The sequence below is a fragment of the Vibrio parahaemolyticus genome (assembly GCF_900460535.1).
GTDB lineage: Bacteria > Pseudomonadota > Gammaproteobacteria > Enterobacterales > Vibrionaceae > Vibrio > Vibrio parahaemolyticus.
In genome coordinates this window covers 132,490-148,719 of the sequence record NZ_UHIL01000002.1, presented here as the reverse complement: position 1 = coordinate 148,719, position 16,230 = coordinate 132,490, and the positions used below count along the sequence as shown (strand labels likewise).

Annotated in this window: 11 protein-coding genes; 6 read left to right on the top strand and 5 right to left on the bottom strand. The window is 45.7% G+C overall.

The window, feature by feature from the left end:
• Window positions 1–11: 11 nt before the first annotated feature.
• The gene (locus DYB02_RS17530; RefSeq protein ID WP_005485131.1) at window positions 12–476 is read right to left on the bottom strand and encodes a dCMP deaminase family protein; all 465 of its coding nucleotides are present in this window, start codon (window positions 474–476) and stop codon (window positions 12–14) included.
• A gap of 404 nt (window positions 477–880) precedes the next feature.
• On the opposite strand from DYB02_RS17530, the gene vmeY reads away from it, so the two are divergent.
• Complete coding sequence (gene vmeY, locus DYB02_RS17525) at window positions 881–2,008, top strand: multidrug efflux RND transporter periplasmic adaptor subunit VmeY (RefSeq protein WP_005485167.1); 1,128 nt, start codon at window positions 881–883, stop codon at window positions 2,006–2,008.
• An 8-nt stretch (window positions 2,009–2,016) separates the two neighbouring features.
• Window positions 2,017–5,169 (top strand): multidrug efflux RND transporter permease subunit VmeZ, encoded by a 3,153-nt coding sequence (gene vmeZ / locus DYB02_RS17520; protein ID WP_029806000.1) that lies wholly within the window; start codon window positions 2,017–2,019, stop codon window positions 5,167–5,169.
• A gap of 111 nt (window positions 5,170–5,280) precedes the next feature.
• Here the strand turns inward: vmeZ and DYB02_RS17515 are convergent, their stop codons facing one another.
• Both DYB02_RS17515 and arfB read right to left on the bottom strand, forming a co-directional pair.
• Window positions 5,281–7,050, bottom strand: coding sequence for a methyl-accepting chemotaxis protein (locus DYB02_RS17515; RefSeq protein WP_020841897.1), 1,770 nt, complete (start codon window positions 7,048–7,050; stop codon window positions 5,281–5,283).
• Window positions 7,051–7,151: 101 nt separating this feature from the next.
• Window positions 7,152–7,565 carry an alternative ribosome rescue aminoacyl-tRNA hydrolase ArfB gene (arfB, locus tag DYB02_RS17510; RefSeq protein ID WP_005463517.1) on the bottom strand — a complete coding sequence of 138 codons (414 nt, stop codon included), beginning with the start codon at window positions 7,563–7,565 and terminating at the stop codon, window positions 7,152–7,154.
• Between the two features lie 76 nt (window positions 7,566–7,641).
• On the opposite strand from arfB, the gene DYB02_RS17505 reads away from it, so the two are divergent.
• Window positions 7,642–8,244, top strand: a complete 603-nt coding sequence (locus tag DYB02_RS17505) for a beta-phosphoglucomutase family hydrolase (protein ID WP_021449456.1) — start codon at window positions 7,642–7,644, stop codon at window positions 8,242–8,244.
• 196 nt (window positions 8,245–8,440) lie between these two features.
• Here DYB02_RS17505 and DYB02_RS17495 read toward each other — a convergent pair whose 3' ends face one another.
• Complete coding sequence (locus tag DYB02_RS17495) at window positions 8,441–9,430, bottom strand: OmpA family protein (protein ID WP_005463527.1); 990 nt, start codon at window positions 9,428–9,430, stop codon at window positions 8,441–8,443.
• A gap of 461 nt (window positions 9,431–9,891) precedes the next feature.
• On the opposite strand from DYB02_RS17495, the gene aroG reads away from it, so the two are divergent.
• The 3 genes from aroG (at window position 9,892) to DYB02_RS17470 (ending at window position 14,058) form a co-directional block, all read left to right on the top strand.
• Window positions 9,892–10,944, top strand: coding sequence for a 3-deoxy-7-phosphoheptulonate synthase AroG (aroG, locus tag DYB02_RS17485; RefSeq protein WP_029806332.1), 1,053 nt, complete (start codon window positions 9,892–9,894; stop codon window positions 10,942–10,944).
• Between the two features lie 154 nt (window positions 10,945–11,098).
• Entirely contained in the window at window positions 11,099–12,271 is a 1,173-nt protein-coding gene (locus tag DYB02_RS17480; RefSeq protein ID WP_021447944.1) for an MFS transporter, read from the top strand.
• A gap of 218 nt (window positions 12,272–12,489) precedes the next feature.
• Window positions 12,490–14,058 carry a methyl-accepting chemotaxis protein gene (locus tag DYB02_RS17470; protein ID WP_029806334.1) on the top strand — a complete coding sequence of 523 codons (1,569 nt, stop codon included), beginning with the start codon at window positions 12,490–12,492 and terminating at the stop codon, window positions 14,056–14,058.
• Window positions 14,059–14,183: 125 nt separating this feature from the next.
• On the opposite strand, the gene tkt is transcribed toward DYB02_RS17470, so the two are convergent.
• Window positions 14,184–16,175 carry a transketolase gene (gene tkt / locus DYB02_RS17465; protein WP_005463535.1) on the bottom strand — a complete coding sequence of 664 codons (1,992 nt, stop codon included), beginning with the start codon at window positions 16,173–16,175 and terminating at the stop codon, window positions 14,184–14,186.
• Window positions 16,176–16,230: the final 55 nt, after the last annotated feature.

Here is a 16,230-nt window from a genome sequence, read left to right as displayed (position 1 = left end):
TTTGGAAAGGACTAACGAACGTCTTTATCCTCGAAATTGATGTCGTCTAGCGGTAGCCAATCTACCTCAACACCCGCCTGATCAAACATATCTTGGCTCACTTGGATTTTATCTCCCCAGCGAGATAGAAAGTCTTCAGACTGTTCTGGGCAGTGAACGCGCGAAATACCTGTTTGAATGATCTTTGCCGCGCAGTTGGGGCACGGGAAGTGCGTTACCCAAATGTCACAACCATCCAAATCGCGTTTTGAAAAGAGAATTGCGTTCTCTTCTGCATGCAGAGTTTTTAAGTATTTCAGTTCACGTTCGTCGGTGTCTACGCTGTCCGAAACACCGTGTGGATAACCGTTAAAGCCAACAGAAACAATGCGGTTCTGTTTAGTGATCACCGCACCTACCTGCGTTGAAGGGTCTTTACTCCATGACGCCACCAGTTCAGCCATTTGGTAAAAACGTTTCGCCCATTTAGAAATCATGCTCATCCTCTCGGTCGAAGGCTTTGAATTATCTGAATGATAACCCATTTTTTTTAAAAAAATAGTCGAAATACGAGCATTACAGTGAAAGCGATTCGTTTTCATGGTTAATCGGGGAGAGTTTGTTCAGCTCTAAGCAACAATTCCGCCTTTATTGATGAGTTTGTTGGTCAAAATTGGCAAACGAATGAGTCATACATCACATTGATGATTAGAGGTTGCTTATATTGTGGGGTGAATGAAGATCTGAAAATGATTTCAAATGCATCAACTTTATTTCGGCTCGTTTCAATTAATTACATTTAGAAACATTTTACGCAATTTATGTAGGAGAATTCGGAATCTACTGTCTGTAAGGTTAGTGTGTTTTCAACAATATCCTGTTCCATAAAGACGGTAAATACATGCAAAAGAAACCACTTGTCGCATTAATGGCGGCTACAGCTATCCTTGCAGGATGCGGAGAAGCGAATAATGCCCAAAGAGAGAGCCAAGCGCCTCTTGTCGTAACTCAGGATGTCACGGTAATCGACTACCAACCGAGTAAATCATATATCGGTCGCATTGAAGCGGTAGAAGATACCAATATCACAGCACAGATTTCAGGCTATTTACAAGCTCGTCATTTTGAAGAAGGACAAATGGTAGAAAAAGGCCAGCTTCTTTATTCTATTGAACCTTCTTCTTTTGAAGCACAAGTGGCAAGTGCGAAAGCAGCGTTAGCACAAGCAAAAGCTTCGCTTAAAAAGGCAGAGCTTGATCACCAACGTGGTAAAAACCTGCTTCCTCGTGGAAGCATCTCCCAATCGGAATTTGATGCGTTGACAGCAACATTGCTAGGCGCGCGTGCAGAACTAGAAGCTGCGAATGCACAGCTTAAACTTGCAGAAGTCAACCTTTCGTACACGCAAATCCGAGCGCCGTTTAGTGGTCGTATTAGCGACACTAAAGTGAGTACTGGTGATCTGGTTTCTCCATCTTCAGGTGTGCTGACGACGCTCGTGAGCCTAGACCCTGTGCACACTTCGTTTAGCGTCAGTGAACGTGAGCGTTTAGCGATGGGCATGGATCGAATTAAAGGCGATGGTTCGGCCGAGTCGAACGGTGTGGAAGTGCAACTAGAGCTAGAAAACGGCCAGTTTTTCGAACACCTAGGTCAGCTTGATTTCTTGGGTAACCGTATTGATACCAAAACGGGCACGATTGCTATGCGTGCGTTGGTGCCAAACCCAGAACACAAACTGCTTCCTGGCCAGCACATCAAAGTCAACTTACGTGATAAGAACACGCGAGATGTCATCGTCGTGCCTCGTCGTGCGGTGCAAACGGACCTAGAAGGTGACTTCGTGATGGTGACAACGGAAGGCAACGTCGCTGAACGTCGCAATGTAGAACTTGGCCCGCAAGTAGAGCAGGGCATCATCATTCGCGAAGGTCTTGAGAAAGGTGAAGCTGTTATCACACAAGGTCTACAGCGTGTTCGTAATGGCGTAGAAGTGCGTGTTCAAACTCCAACTGAAGACAAACAGTAGGAGGTCACATGTTAAGTCGTTTCTTTATACAAAGACCTAAGTTCGCGCTGGTCATTTCGATCATCCTGACGTTGGCTGGTGCCATTTCGTTAGCGATTTTGCCAGTGGCTGAATATCCGCAAATTAGTCCACCGTCGGTTAGCGTAACGGCGTACTACACTGGTGCAAGTGCCGAAGTGGTTGAACAGGCCATCGCCGATCCGATAGAGACATCGGTGAACGGCGTAGAAAACATGATTTACATGTCTTCGAAAAGTGCTAACGATGGTTCGTACAGCTTAAACGTTACGTTTGATGTTGGTACCGACCCAGATATGGCGCAGGTGAACGTGCAAAACCGAGTGTCACAGATTGAGTCAAAACTGCCTCAGGAAGTGCGCATGGTCGGCGTGACGGTGAAAAAGCGTTCTCCTGACCTATTGATGGTTCTGAACTTCTATTCACCAGACGGCAAGTACGATGACCAATTCTTAATTAACTACATCAACTTGAACGTAAAAGATCAGTTGGCGCGTGCGAAAGGCATCAGCGAAGTAAATGTAATTGGTGGTGGTGAATACGCGATGCGCGTGTGGTTGGACCCAGAAAAAATGGCCAACCTCAAGCTAACGACATCGGATGTATATGCTGCTTTAGCGGAGCAAAACGTCCAGGTTGCTGCTGGCCGTGTTGGTGCCGCGCCGTACAATAACCCGCAAGAAGTGCAGTTTAACCTAGTGACGAAAGGTCGCTTAGAAAGTGTGAGCGAGTTTGAAAACGTTGTTCTTCGTGCCAATCCAAATGGCTCTACGGTTTATCTAAAAGATGTTGCACGTGTTGAACTGGGTAAGAAGTTCTACGATGGTAACGGTAAGTTCCGTGGACAAGATGCTTCGATTGTCGCTCTGTCACTTCAGTCTGATGCAAACGCATTAGAAAGTGGTAAAGCAGTAATGGAACTGCTTGAACGATTGAGCGAAAACTTCCCTGAAGGTATGACTTACGAAACCAGCTACGACACGACTGTGTTCGTCGCTGAGTCGATCAAAGGCGTGGTAAAAACACTTGTCGAAGCGATTCTACTGGTTATTGCCGTAACCTACCTATTCTTGGGCAGTGCGCGAGCAACGTTAATTCCAGTGGTCGCGATTCCAGTTTCGTTGATTGGTACGTTTGCCATCATGCAAGCGACAGGATTCACCATCAACACGGTAACCTTGTTCGGTTTGATTCTCGCGATTGGTATCGTGGTGGATGACGCGATTCTGGTTATCGAAAACGTTGATACCACGATGGCGAAAGATCCAACCATTTCACCTCGCAAAGCAACATTGCTAGCGATGAAAGAGGTGACTGGGCCAATCATTACCTCAACGTTGGTTCTGTTGGCGGTATTCCTACCTGTCGCGATGCTTCCGGGTATTACTGGCATCATGTATCGTCAGTTCGCATTGACGATCTGTATTTCGGTTGTGATTTCGTCAATCAACGCGCTAACGCTGTCACCGGCTCTTTGTTCATTGGTATTAAAACAAGGTGGCGGCAACACGGCTAACTGGTTCCAAGCATTCAACCGTGGTCTAGAGCGTGTTACTACGCGTTACGGCCAAGTTGCAGGATTCCTTGTTAAGAAATCTCTGTTATTGGTTACGTTCTTCATCGTTGCGGTTGCTGCGGTGTCTTTCTTCGCGAAGACGACATCAACGGCATTCGTTCCTCAAGAAGATAAAGGCATTTTGCTGGTCAACGTTCAGTTGCCTGATTCTGCTTCTCTGTCTCGTACAGAAGAGGTGACGAGCGACTTGATGAAAATGATCGAGGAAGAACCCGGTGTAGATGGCGTAACGGTTGCAAACGGCTTTTCGTTTATGACTGGTGCTGCGGCGTCAAACGGTGCTTCGCTGTTCATCAAGTTGCATGATTGGGAGACGCGTAACTCGCTAGGTGGTGAACATTCTGCCAACGCGATAGCAGCTCGCATCAATGGTCGAGCAGCGATGGAATTACCTCAAGCTGTCGTGTTTGCGATGGGGCCGCCTGCCGTTCCGGGTATGGGTGCTGCTTCCGGTTTTGAATTTGTATTGGAAGATACGTTAGGTCGTAGCCGCACTGACTTGTCGATGGTGATGGGGGAGATGATTCAGGCAGCAAACCAAGCTCCTGAGATCGCGTACACCTTTAGTACATTCCGCGCGAACGTACCGCATTACTATGTGAATATTGACCGCGAGAAAGCGCAACAACTTGGCATTTCGCTGTCGTCTATCTTCCAAACTTTGCAAGGCAACTTAGGTTCGCTTTACGTGAATGACTTCACCATGTTTGGTAAGAACTTCCGTGTAACCATGCAAGCGGACAGCCAACACCGTAGTGGCATGCAAGATTTGGAACGTTTCCATGTTCGCTCTTCGATGGGGGAAATGGTGCCACTAAGCACACTAGTCAGCTACGAGCAAGTATTCGAACCTGATGTGGCATGGCGATACAACATGTACCGTAGCGCTATCATTCAAGGCCAGCCTGCTCCGGGTTACTCAAGTGGTGATGCAATTGCAGCGATGGAACGTGTTGCTGCAGAAGTTCTACCACAGGGCTATACCTACGAATGGACAGGCATGGCGTACCAAGAAGTGCTTGCCGGGAACCAAGCCATTTACGCATTTGCGTTGGCGTTGATCTTCATTTACTTGTTCATGGTGGCGCAGTACGAAAGTTGGAGTATTCCTCTGGCGATCATTTTGGTGGTACCTGTTGCAACGCTAGGCTCCTTCCTCGCGCTGAACTTAACGGGTACGCCATTAAACTTGTACGCTCAGATTGGTCTCGTTCTCCTTATAGCCTTGGCTGCGAAGAACGCCATTTTGATTGTGGAGTTCGCGAAGCAAGAGCGTGAAGAGAAAGACGTTTCCATCGATGACGCAGCCGTAAAAGGCGGTACGCTACGTTTCCGTGCGGTGAACATGACATCTTGGTCGTTTATCTTGGGGATTTTCCCGTTGATCTTCGCCGCTGGCGCGGGTCATGTGAGCCAAAACTCGCTCGGGGTGTCTCTGATTGGTGGTCTATTGTGTGTGCTTCTTGCGGGTACGTTCTTGATTCCGGGCTTCTACGCTCTGGTACAAAGACAACGTGAGAAGATTCATGGCGGCAATACAAAGCTTGTTCCGCTTGATGATGAATAACTACCGACACGATTTGGGCTGAGCTGATACTGAGCCTAAATAGAAAACAAAAAGCCCGAAGCATTCATTCGCTTCGGGCTTTCTTATTGGATTAACGAATCTACTAGTAGATTACTTTAAGCGAGTCTTAAACTCGGCTACCGCTTCATCCATATCGTGTGCTTGAGCCGACACTGAGTTCACTTCATGCAAACATTCTTGCGCGGAGTGCATGTTGTTTTCAGAGATGACGTTCAGCTCAGTGATTGAGTCGCTAACTTGGTTCATCACAATGCCTTGCTCTTCAATCGCAGAAGCAATGCGCTCTGAGTTGCCTTGAATCGCGTGCATGTCCGTGATGATTTGCTGGAGGCTCGCGTCTAATTGTTCAGATGCACTCAGGGTTTGCTGACCTTGTTCGTTACATTGATCAATATCGGAAACCACCATCGACATCTGCGCTTGGATGTCCATCACCACTCGCGTGATCTCTTCCGTGGATTGATGTGTACGGCTCGCAAGAGCGCGAACTTCATCTGCAACCACGGCAAATCCACGTCCTTGCTCACCCGCACGAGCCGCTTCGATAGCCGCGTTAAGTGCTAGTAAGTTCGTTTGTTCAGCAATGTCTTGAATGATGTTCACCGCACCGCCAATTTTATCGACGTGTTGGTTCAATGAGCCAATAGACTGTTGGCTGTTCGAGAGGATACCCGTCAGCTGACCAACATTCGTCACGGTCATTTCTACGACAGAGCGACCTTGTTCGGCGTTAGTCGCAGCTTGGTGAACACCTTCAACCGCAACCGATGTGCTTTCAGAAATTTCACCGATAGTGGCAACCATCTGCTGCACGGCCGTCGCCATAGAGGCGGTGTGATCAGTCTGTGCGTGGAACTGTTCCATAACACCTTCAAGCTCACGATGCATGTTGTCCGTGCTCGCTGTTAACTGCATCGATTTTTCTTGTGTGTTGTGGATCAAACGCTCCAGCTTTTCGAGCAGATCGTTGAGATGGTGGCTGATATCAAACAGTTCATCCTTACCTGCAAGATCAGAGCGTAAGCCCATGTTATTGCTTTCGCTGATGTTCTTAATCGTTGCTAGTAAGCTACCAACACGAACGTTGATAGATCGAGAAATTTGCCAAATCAGCGCAAAAATCACTACTAAGATGAACGCCGTAATGGCTTGCTTGATGCTTGCCATTTTTTCATCGCGTTGGGTTGCGGCAGAATCAATCGATGATGAGAAAGCTTCAAACTGCTCTTCCACGGCGTGAGATAGCGCGCGAGTTTCGCCCAGTAAACCTTTGTTGTACGCCACACCAATGACTTGTTTTTGAGCTGCAAGTTGTTTCGCTGACTCTAACAGTTCTGGAACGTATAGGTCAGACAGTTTGCTTGAGTCAAATTCGCCCATTTTCACCGCATTATCAAACTGGATAAGAGAAAGGATTTGCTGATGGTCGGCGCTTTTCTTTGCTTCAAGTAGCAGGTTTTCGTAACGCGCAAGAATGCCACTTTCTTTGTCTAGGCCATACTTTTGAGAAGCGGAAACTAATGCTTGGAAACCTTTTTGATAAGCGAGTAAATCCTGCTTGAAACGCTGACTTGAGGGTAGGTCGTATCGGTTTAGGATTTGAGCGAGCTCTTTCTCGGTGCTTAAAAACTTATCAACATTGCTATCAAATTTATCTAAGTATTTGACATTGCTGCGAAGTAAAAAGTCTTTCTCATTACGTCGCAAGTTGAGTAAGCGTATTTCTAAATCACCGACAAGTTTTACTGCGTGGTTGAGTTCATTGCTCTGATTTGCGAAATGAGATGAGGTACCCAAAAGGGTCACAATGCCTAAAATGGCGATAACTCCGAGGAAGTAGAGTTTTTGCCTAATAGTCATATTGTTGTTTCCTGAATAAGTGACTAAAAAAGAGAAATCCAATCAGATTTCCAAGGGCTAGCAAACGTTGTTCAACTAACATGTCGTGAAAATGACATGCCTTAATACAGCACTTTTTTACGTTGCTGCTTTTTTGCCCCCTGCTTGTTCTTACTATCAAGTCGGCGGCGTTGTGAAGCTCGGGTTGGTTTTGTTTTAATGCGCTTCTTATCTTGTAAGGCGGCAGCTTTAATCAACTCTTGTAGGCGATTTAGCGCATCCTCTTTGTTTTTTTCTTGTGTGCGAAACTGTTGCGCTTTAATGATCACCACACCATCTTTAGTGATACGGCTATCAGAAAGTGCAAGTAATCGCTCTTTGTAGAATTCCGGTAAACTTGAATGGTGTATATCGAAGCGCAGATGTATGGCAGTCGCTACCTTGTTAACGTTCTGTCCGCCATTTCCTTGAGCTCTAATGGGCGTTAATTGTATTTCCCATTCTTGAAGTGTGACGGAGTTCGAAATTTTGAGCATGATAAGCAAATGCCGATAAGGACGATTGAAAGAGCTGATAAATTAACACTACAGATGTACAAATAGAAGAAAAGACATGAGCACGATTGATTTTAGACCATATGAAGGATTCATCTTCGATATGGATGGTACCTTGATTGATACCATGCCTGCCCACCTTGCGGCTTGGCAAGCAACGGCTGACCGATTTGATTTTCCCTTTTGTCAGGAGTGGTTACACAGCTTAGGTGGAATGCCGAGTTTTAAAATTGTCGCTGAGTTGAATCGTCATTATGGGTTATCTCTAGATCCTCAAACGGTTTCGAAATTCAAAATGGAGACGTTTGCCGCGATGGAATTGCAGGGCGAGGTCATCCAGTGCACTGGCATTGTTCTTGACGAATATTTAGGCCAAAAGAAAATTGCGGTCGGAACGGGAAGTCAGCGAGAAAGTGCGATGCGTCTGCTCAGTCATGCAGGGTTGATCGACAAGCTTGATGCCGTTGTGACGGCTAGTGATGTCGAAAATCACAAACCATGTCCGGATACTTTTCTATTAGCCGCAGATAGATTAGGGATTGACGCGCAAAACTGTCTGGTTTTTGAAGACACAGAATTGGGTAAACGTGCGGCTCATTCTGCGGGGATGGACTGTGTCATGGTCGAAGGAAATAATCTCGTTTTTTATCCGAAGAGATAAGTGCTTACTATCGATGGACGATGCTTGAATCTTCATTTCTTGATTTCATTTCCTTTATAAAAATCCAAAAATCCAAAAATCCAAAAATCCAAAAATCCAAAAATCCAAAAATCCAAAAATCCAAAAATCCAAAAATCCTGAAAGTGAAAAGGGGTGCAAGCGCACCCCTTTTGATGAGAATGTGTGAACATTCAGATTATGGTTGAACCATCTCTTGGTATTCGAACGAAGGAACCACAACTTCTACGCGACGGTTTTTCTCACGACCTTCACGAGTGCTGTTGTCAGCTACTGGATTCTCTTCACCCATACCTTTCACTGTCAGGCGATCAGCATCGATACCAGCGCCAGTGATGTAATCTGCCACAGCTTGAGCACGACGCTCAGACAGTTTTTGGTTGTAAGCCGCAGGACCTGAGCTATCAGTGTAACCTGTGATTTCAACTTGAGCTTGTGGGTATTCGTTTAGGAATGAAACAAAGTTGTCTAGACGTTCAGAAACAGACTCAGTAAGTTTCGCACTGTCGAACTCAAACGTGCCTGTACCGTACTCTTCTTTGTGAACTTTGCTCATTAGTACTGGTTCTGGATCTGGCTCAACTACTTCTTCTGTTACAACAGCAGCAACCACTGGCGCAGCTGCGAATTTGTAGTTAACGCCGATACCGAAGAAGTTTGCGTCCATATCGTCCCAAACGTCATCTGACATATCTTGGTAACGTTGGTACTCAGCGCGAACACTCCAGTTTCTATCAATCGAATATTCAGCACCTAGTGAGCCTGTTGCAACGAAATCTTTTTCGTCTTCAGACATCATGTACGCACCACCGATCTTAGCGAATAAGTTCCAAGAATCGTTTAGATGCCAGTTGAATTTAGGCGCAAGTGTTAAAGCCGTTAAATTGCCGTCGATCGTATCAACTGTACTAGCTCCTGACTTAAAGTTCGCTTTGTAGTCGCCTAAGAAATCGACACCGTACTCTAGACCGATGAAATCGGTAAAGTCATAACCGATATGTAGTCCGGCACCAAAAGCTTCATCATCACAAGGGCTATTTAGATAGCAAGCATCGTCAAGTGTAGTCATGCCCACTTTGCCCCCGATATACATTTCAGCTTGAGCAGAGTTTAAAAGCGCGCTACTACCAGCTACCACTGCTGCTACTGCAATTGCTACTTTGTTCATAATGTTTCCTTGTATTGATTGCATATTAACTTCTACTTTGTTTTATCAAAAATTTAGAAAAAACCAGCGTTTATAAGAAATTAGTTCAATATTCTAATGATTTCACATCAAGCAACAATATCTTTGAACTTGATCAACATTTATTACCCAATAACACCTCACAAACTTCTGATATTTCTTACATTGTAGTAAAGATTTTTAGTGTCATAAGAAAATTGATGATTATTTTGAACTTTTTCGTGTAAATATTATTTTACGATGTGCGAGATAGTTAACGGTTGTAATTTGTTTGCATTTATTTGCAAAAAGTGATTGCAAGTCTATGGGGAAGCCGATAAGTTAATTGGAACGATAGACAGATAATCACCGGAGCCCTTGTTGCTGCTCGCTTTGTGAACAATGTTGCAATGAGTATAGTTGGCAAAAATTGGGTCGGAAATAACAACCAGGAAGTAGAAGTAATGTTTCAAACTGATGATGTAAGAATTAATAGAGTAAAAGAGTTATTGCCCCCTGTTGCAGTTCTAGAGAAGTTCCCAGCGACCGAAACCGCTTCTTCGACCACTTTTGATTGCCGTAATGCCATTCACAATATTCTTGAAGGAAAAGATGATCGTTTACTTGTGATCGTTGGTCCTTGTTCTATCCATGACCCTGCAGCTGCAGTTGAATATGGCAAAAAGCTGAAAGTGTTGCGTGATGAACTTGGTGAGCAACTGGAAGTTGTGATGCGTGTTTACTTTGAAAAACCACGCACGACAGTAGGCTGGAAAGGTTTGATCAACGACCCATACCTGAACGACACATTTAAGCTAAATGATGGTCTGCGTATCGGACGTAAGCTGCTTTTGGACCTTACTGATATGGGCCTACCGACAGCGAGTGAATTCCTAGACATGATCACACCTCAATACGTGGCGGATTTGATCAGCTGGGGCGCGATTGGTGCACGCACGACGGAATCGCAAGTTCACCGCGAACTCGCTTCTGGTCTTTCTTGCCCGGTTGGTTTCAAAAACGGTACTGACGGTAACATTAAAATCGCGAGTGATGCTATTCGTTCTGCAAGCGCTTCTCACCATTTCCTATCGGTAACGAAGTACGGTCATTCAGCGATTGTTGAAACCGCAGGTAACCCAGACTGCCACATCATTTTACGTGGTGGTAAAGAACCAAACTACAGTGCAGCACACGTTGCTCAAATCAAAGACAAGTTGGACGCGGCAGGTCTACCGAAGAAAGTGATGATCGATTTTAGCCACGCGAACAGCTCTAAGCAGTTCAAACGTCAAATGCTAGTGTCTGATGATGTATCAGAGCAAATCGCTGGTGGTGAAGATGCAATCTTTGGCGTGATGATCGAGTCTCATTTGGTTGAAGGCCGCCAAGATTTAGTGGATGGTAAAGTGGCAACTTACGGTCAGTCGATTACTGATGCATGTATCGGTTGGGACGATACAGAAACGGTACTTCGTCAGCTTTCTGAAGCAGTAAAAGCGCGCCGTAGCAAATAAGCTCAGCAGCAAGAACATTTTTAACAAGCGAGTACTTAAAGAGCCAGAGGCACTATGTCTCTGGCTCTTTTTATTGAGAATTAATCGCATCTCTTTCTATTACGCGGTCTTTCCTATATGTTGTTTGAAGGAATTTTAACCAAAGGAAATGGATTTGAATCGTAACGTATGGTTGTTATCGTTGTGCCAAGCACTCTTGATGACAGGAAACATCCTCTTGATCTCGGTGATCGCGCTCATTGGCAAAACACTTGCCCCGTCACCGAGCTTTATTACTTTGCCTGTCGCACTGCAGTTTCTCGGTTTAATGGCGGCAACGATACCTGCATCATTGATTATGGGGAAACTCGGTCGTCGTTTGGGCTTTAGCCTAGGTAACCTCATCGGCATCGTGGGCGCAAGTTTGGCGACGTACGCGTTAAGCCAACAAACCTTTTATCTATTCTGTTTTTCTACGTTTTTGCTCGGTGTCGGAATCGGCTTTGGCACGCTCTATCGTTTTGCTGCAATAGAAGTGTGTGAAGAATCGGCAAGACACAGAGCAATTTCAATATCTATGGCGGGTGGGGTATTAGCGGCTATTCTCGGTCCGAACTTAGCGGTGTATTCGCAACAATGGTCAGACGATGGTTTATATACGAGTGCTTTTTCTGTCCTGATTGTTCTCTACATCACCGCGCTTGTATTGCTTCAAACGATTCGGTTCCCGCCAGCGCATACTCAGCTGTCGCATGTTAAAGCAGATACTATTAGTGACATCATAAGACGCCCGAACTTTATGATTGCTGTGTTAGCGGCAATGGTGGCTTATGCGGTGATGAATATTCTAATGACAGCGACGCCTTTGGCGATGATTGGTTGTGGTTTCGATTTCGACAAAGCCGCAGGTGTGATTGAGTGGCACGTGCTCGGCATGTTCGCTCCGGCCTTTATTACTGGTCGATTAATTGAGCAGTTCGGCGCAAAGAAAATGATCCTAGCGGGAGGTGTGCTGTTTATTGCTTGTATAGGGATTAACATTCATGGTGTGTCCATTTGGCACTTTAGCCTTGCCTTAGTTTTGTTGGGCGTAGGTTGGAACTTCATGTTTATCGCTGCAACGGGGCTGTTTAGCCAAAGTTACGAAGCGAAAAACCGCAGCAAAGCGCAGGCGTTTAATGAGTTCTTCGTGTTCAGCTGTGTCACCATTACTGCCTTACTTTCTGGCTGGCTTGAATCGACAGTCGGTTGGCAAAACCTGAACTTGTATGTTCTTCCGTTCGTATTGCTCGTGATTGTGATCTTTGCGATGAAAACGGATAACAAAACAGAATCCCAAATAGCCTAACTTTCAACCTGTCACAGAAAAACTCAGCATATGAACGCTGAGTTTTTTGTTTATTAGCTCAAATTTTGACTGGTAACGCGCAAATTTCTGCCAGTGATGATAATTCCCACACTAAAAATGTCGTATTGATAATACTTTTTATCTAACATTTTGTAATAAAAACAATAATCCTGTATACATCTCGCCGAAAACTAATAAAAATTATAGAAGTATCGTCTATGTCAGCCAATTTTTCTCAGAAAGCTCAAGAAACCCTCGTCGGAGAACTTGAAGAACTCGTTTCGACCACTAACTTAAAAGGCGTTATTACTTATTGTAATGACGCGTTTTGTCGCGTTGCAGAATACACGCACGAGGAGTTAGTCGGTCAGAATCATAATATCGTCCGTCATAGTGACATGCCTAAAGCCGCTTTTGGTGATATGTGGGCACGCCTTAAAGAAGGCAAAGCGTGGCGAGGTATGGTTAAAAACAGCACCAAATCTGGCGGTTATTACTGGGTAGATGCCTACGTAACGCCTATCTATGAAAAAAACCAAGTTGTCGGTTATCAATCTGTGCGCGTTAAGCCTAAGCGTGAATGGGTGGATATTGCTGCAAAAGCTTACAAGGGGATGCTAGCCGCCGAGAAAGCGGGTAGAACCTGGTCGTTAAAAATTAACGAAACGGTTCGCTATGCGATCCTACTTGGTGCATTAACTGCACCTGCCGCAGCGTACGCACTATCTGTTGAAGGTCCGCTTGCTTGGCTTGCAAGTGCATTACCAGCGAGCGTTTTAGCGTTATTGTTCCGCCAAGAGTTGATTGATACGCCTCAACAGCTCAAAAAGCTGCAAAAGCAGTATGACAGCGTGAGCCGTTTGATCTATTCAGGCAATAGCGCATTTTCGATTGCTGATTTCCATATCAAAATGTTGTCTGCAAGGATTCGAACCGTATTGGGAAGAATGACCGACTCGGCGCTGCAACTGCAAAATTGCGCTGAAGAACTCAGTCAAACAACTGCTGAGGTTTCAGCCGCGTTGAACCAACAAAACAGTGATATTCGACGCGTGCGAGATGCGACGCAAGAAGTGGAATCTTCAGCGAATTCGGTATCTTCAAGCACTAACGATGCGCATATGCTAATTGATGACACCTTGAAGTCATGCATGATGGCCAAAGAGACGATCGATCAAACGCATACCAACCTAGCGCAATTGAGTCTTCAAGCTGAAAAAGCAACGGAAACGACGTATCAACTGAGCGATCAGGCACAGAAAGTGAATCATTTGATGGTTGAAATCGGTGGTATTGCAGAGCAGACCAACTTGCTGGCGCTGAACGCGGCGATCGAAGCTGCAAGGGCAGGTGAGCAAGGTCGTGGTTTTGCTGTTGTTGCTGATGAAGTTCGCGCACTGTCTGGACGTACGTCGAATGCGACGGAGCAAATTCAAGCGTCTATCTCTGCTATGCTTTCGACGATAGAAGGTTGGCAGAAAGATATTTTGGCAAACAAAGAGCAAACCGATGCCTGTTCTCAAGTTGCTGAGCAAAGCGCGCTGCGTTTGTCTGAAGTTGAACAGATGATGCAAAGCATGAGTGGTTTGATGGTTGATGTGGCAGAAGCGGCGAACAACCAGTTAAAGCTATCTAGCGATGTAAACCAGCACATTCATTCTATTGCGTCGACCGCAGAGCAAAACTTAGCAGCTACGCATTCTGTTGAGCAAAACAGCCGTCAGTTGAAAGAACAAGTACAAGATTTCTATCAGCTTGCGATTCGATTTGAAGATAAGCAGTTGTAAAGCTGCCTTTTAGCGACGTCAAATATCTCAAACAAACTCGAGATAAAATAAAGCCCCGCCATTTCTGGCGGGGCTTTTCAGTTTTCAAATTCGCAATAGAGAAAACTGATTATCTTTTAACGCAATTACGCTAGTAGTTCTTTTGCTGTGTTCACTACGTTTTCTACAGTGAAACCAAACATTTCGAACAACTGGTCAGCAGGTGCAGATTCACCGAATGTTGTCATACCGATGATACGACCGTCGAAACCAACGTACTTGTACCAGAAGTCTGCGATGCCCGCTTCAATAGCGATACGTGCTGTTACGTCTGATGGTAGAACTGCTTCACGGTAAGCTGCGTCTTGTTTATCGAATGCATCTGTTGATGGCATTGAAACAACGCGTACTTTCTTACCTTCTGCGGTTAGTTGCTCAGCGGCTTTCACTGCTAGCTCAACTTCAGAACCTGTTGCGATAAGGATTAGCTCAGGCTTACCTTCACTGTCTTTCAGGATGTAACCACCTTTCGCGATGTCTGCAACTTGCTCAGCGCTACGTGGTTGTTGCGCTAGGTTTTGACGAGAGAAGATAAGTGCTGTTGGGGCATCTTTACGTTCAATCGCTAGTTTCCATGCTACAGCAGACTCAACTTGGTCACATGGACGCCATGTGTTCATGTTTGGAGTCAAACGTAGAGAAGCGATTTGTTCAACTGGTTGGTGAGTTGGGCCATCTTCGCCAAGACCGATAGAATCGTGTGTGTACACTTGGATGTTCTGAATTTTCATCAAAGCAGCCATACGCATTGCGTTACGAGCGTATTCCATGAACATTAGGAATGTTGCGCCGTAAGGAACGAAACCGCCGTGTAGTGCGATACCGTTCATAATAGCAGTCATACCAAATTCACGTACACCGTAGTGGATGTAGTTACCAGAGAAGTCGTTCGCTTCTAGAGACTTAGAACCAGACCACATGGTTAGGTTAGAAGGCGCTAGGTCAGCAGAGCCGCCCATGAACTCAGGTAGTAGAGCACCAAATGCCTCTAGAGCGTTTTGAGATGCTTTACGTGACGCAATGTTTGCTGGGTTTGCTTGAAGATCAGCAATGATTTGGCTTGCTTTCTCTTCCCACTCAGCTGGAAGTTCACCGTTTACGCGGCGTTTAAATTCAGCTGCCAGCTCAGGGTACGCTGCTTCATAAGCTGCAAATTTCTCGTTCCACGCTGCTTCCTTAGCTGCGCCTGTTTCTTTCGCTGACCATTCTGCGTAGACTTCCTGCGGAATTTCAAAAGGACCGTGCTCCCAACCTAGTTCTTTACGTGTCGCTGCAATTTCTTCAGCGCCTAGTGGTGCACCGTGACAGTCGTGTGAACCAGATTTATTTGGAGAACCAAAACCGATGATAGTTTTAGTACAGATTAGAGTAGGGCGAGGATCCGCTTTTGCAGCTTCAATCGCTGCGTTGATTGCGTCAGCATCGTGACCGTCTACTGCTGGGATTACGTGCCAACCGTAAGCTTCGAAACGCTTAGGTGTATCGTCAGAGAACCAACCTTCAACGTGACCGTCGATAGAGATGCCGTTGTCATCCCAGAATGCGATCAGTTTGCCTAGGCCTAGCGTACCAGCAAGAGAGCAAGCCTCGTGCGAGATACCTTCCATTAGACAGCCGTCGCCCATGAACACGTAAGTGAAGTGGTCAACGATGTCGTGGCCTTCTTTGTTGAATTGCGCTGCTAGCGCTTTCTCAGCCATTGCCATACCAACAGCGTTGGTGATGCCTTGACCTAGAGGGCCCGTTGTTGTCTCGATACCAGGAGCGTAGCCGTACTCTGGGTGACCTGGAGTCTTAGAGTGAAGCTGACGGAAGTTTTTCAGATCATCGATAGATAGCTCGTAACCGCTCAAGTGCAGTAGAGAGTAAATTAGCATTGAGCCGTGGCCGTTAGACAGTACGAAACGGTCGCGGTCTGCCCATTCAGGGTTTGATGGGTTGTGGTTTAGGTGAGAACGCCAAAGAACTTCAGCGATATCAGCCATACCCATAGGTGCGCCTGGGTGGCCAGAGTTAGCTTGTTGAACACCGTCCATGCTTAGCGCACGGATTGCATTTGCTAGGTATTTACGATCCATAGTGATTACTTCTCGATAAGTGTTTAAATAGAGGGAACTCGTATAAACAAGTTCA

Bases quoted from the DNA above. Each gene is read 5' to 3' on its own strand.
- vmeZ (WP_029806000.1), top strand. From the start codon at position 2,017: ATGTTAAGTCGTTTCTTTATACAAAGACCTAAGTTCGCGCTGGTCATT.
- arfB (WP_005463517.1), bottom strand. From the start codon at position 7,565: ATGCTCAAAATTTCGAACTCCGTCACACTTCAAGAATGGGAAATACAA.
- vmeY (WP_005485167.1), top strand. From the start codon at position 881: ATGCAAAAGAAACCACTTGTCGCATTAATGGCGGCTACAGCTATCCTT.
- DYB02_RS17495 (WP_005463527.1), bottom strand. From the start codon at position 9,430: ATGAACAAAGTAGCAATTGCAGTAGCAGCAGTGGTAGCTGGTAGTAGC.
- aroG (WP_029806332.1), top strand. From the start codon at position 9,892: ATGTTTCAAACTGATGATGTAAGAATTAATAGAGTAAAAGAGTTATTG.
- DYB02_RS17515 (WP_020841897.1), bottom strand. From the start codon at position 7,050: ATGACTATTAGGCAAAAACTCTACTTCCTCGGAGTTATCGCCATTTTA.
- DYB02_RS17530 (WP_005485131.1), bottom strand. From the start codon at position 476: ATGATTTCTAAATGGGCGAAACGTTTTTACCAAATGGCTGAACTGGTG.
- DYB02_RS17470 (WP_029806334.1), top strand. From the start codon at position 12,490: ATGTCAGCCAATTTTTCTCAGAAAGCTCAAGAAACCCTCGTCGGAGAA.
- DYB02_RS17505 (WP_021449456.1), top strand. From the start codon at position 7,642: ATGAGCACGATTGATTTTAGACCATATGAAGGATTCATCTTCGATATG.
- tkt (WP_005463535.1), bottom strand. From the start codon at position 16,175: ATGGATCGTAAATACCTAGCAAATGCAATCCGTGCGCTAAGCATGGAC.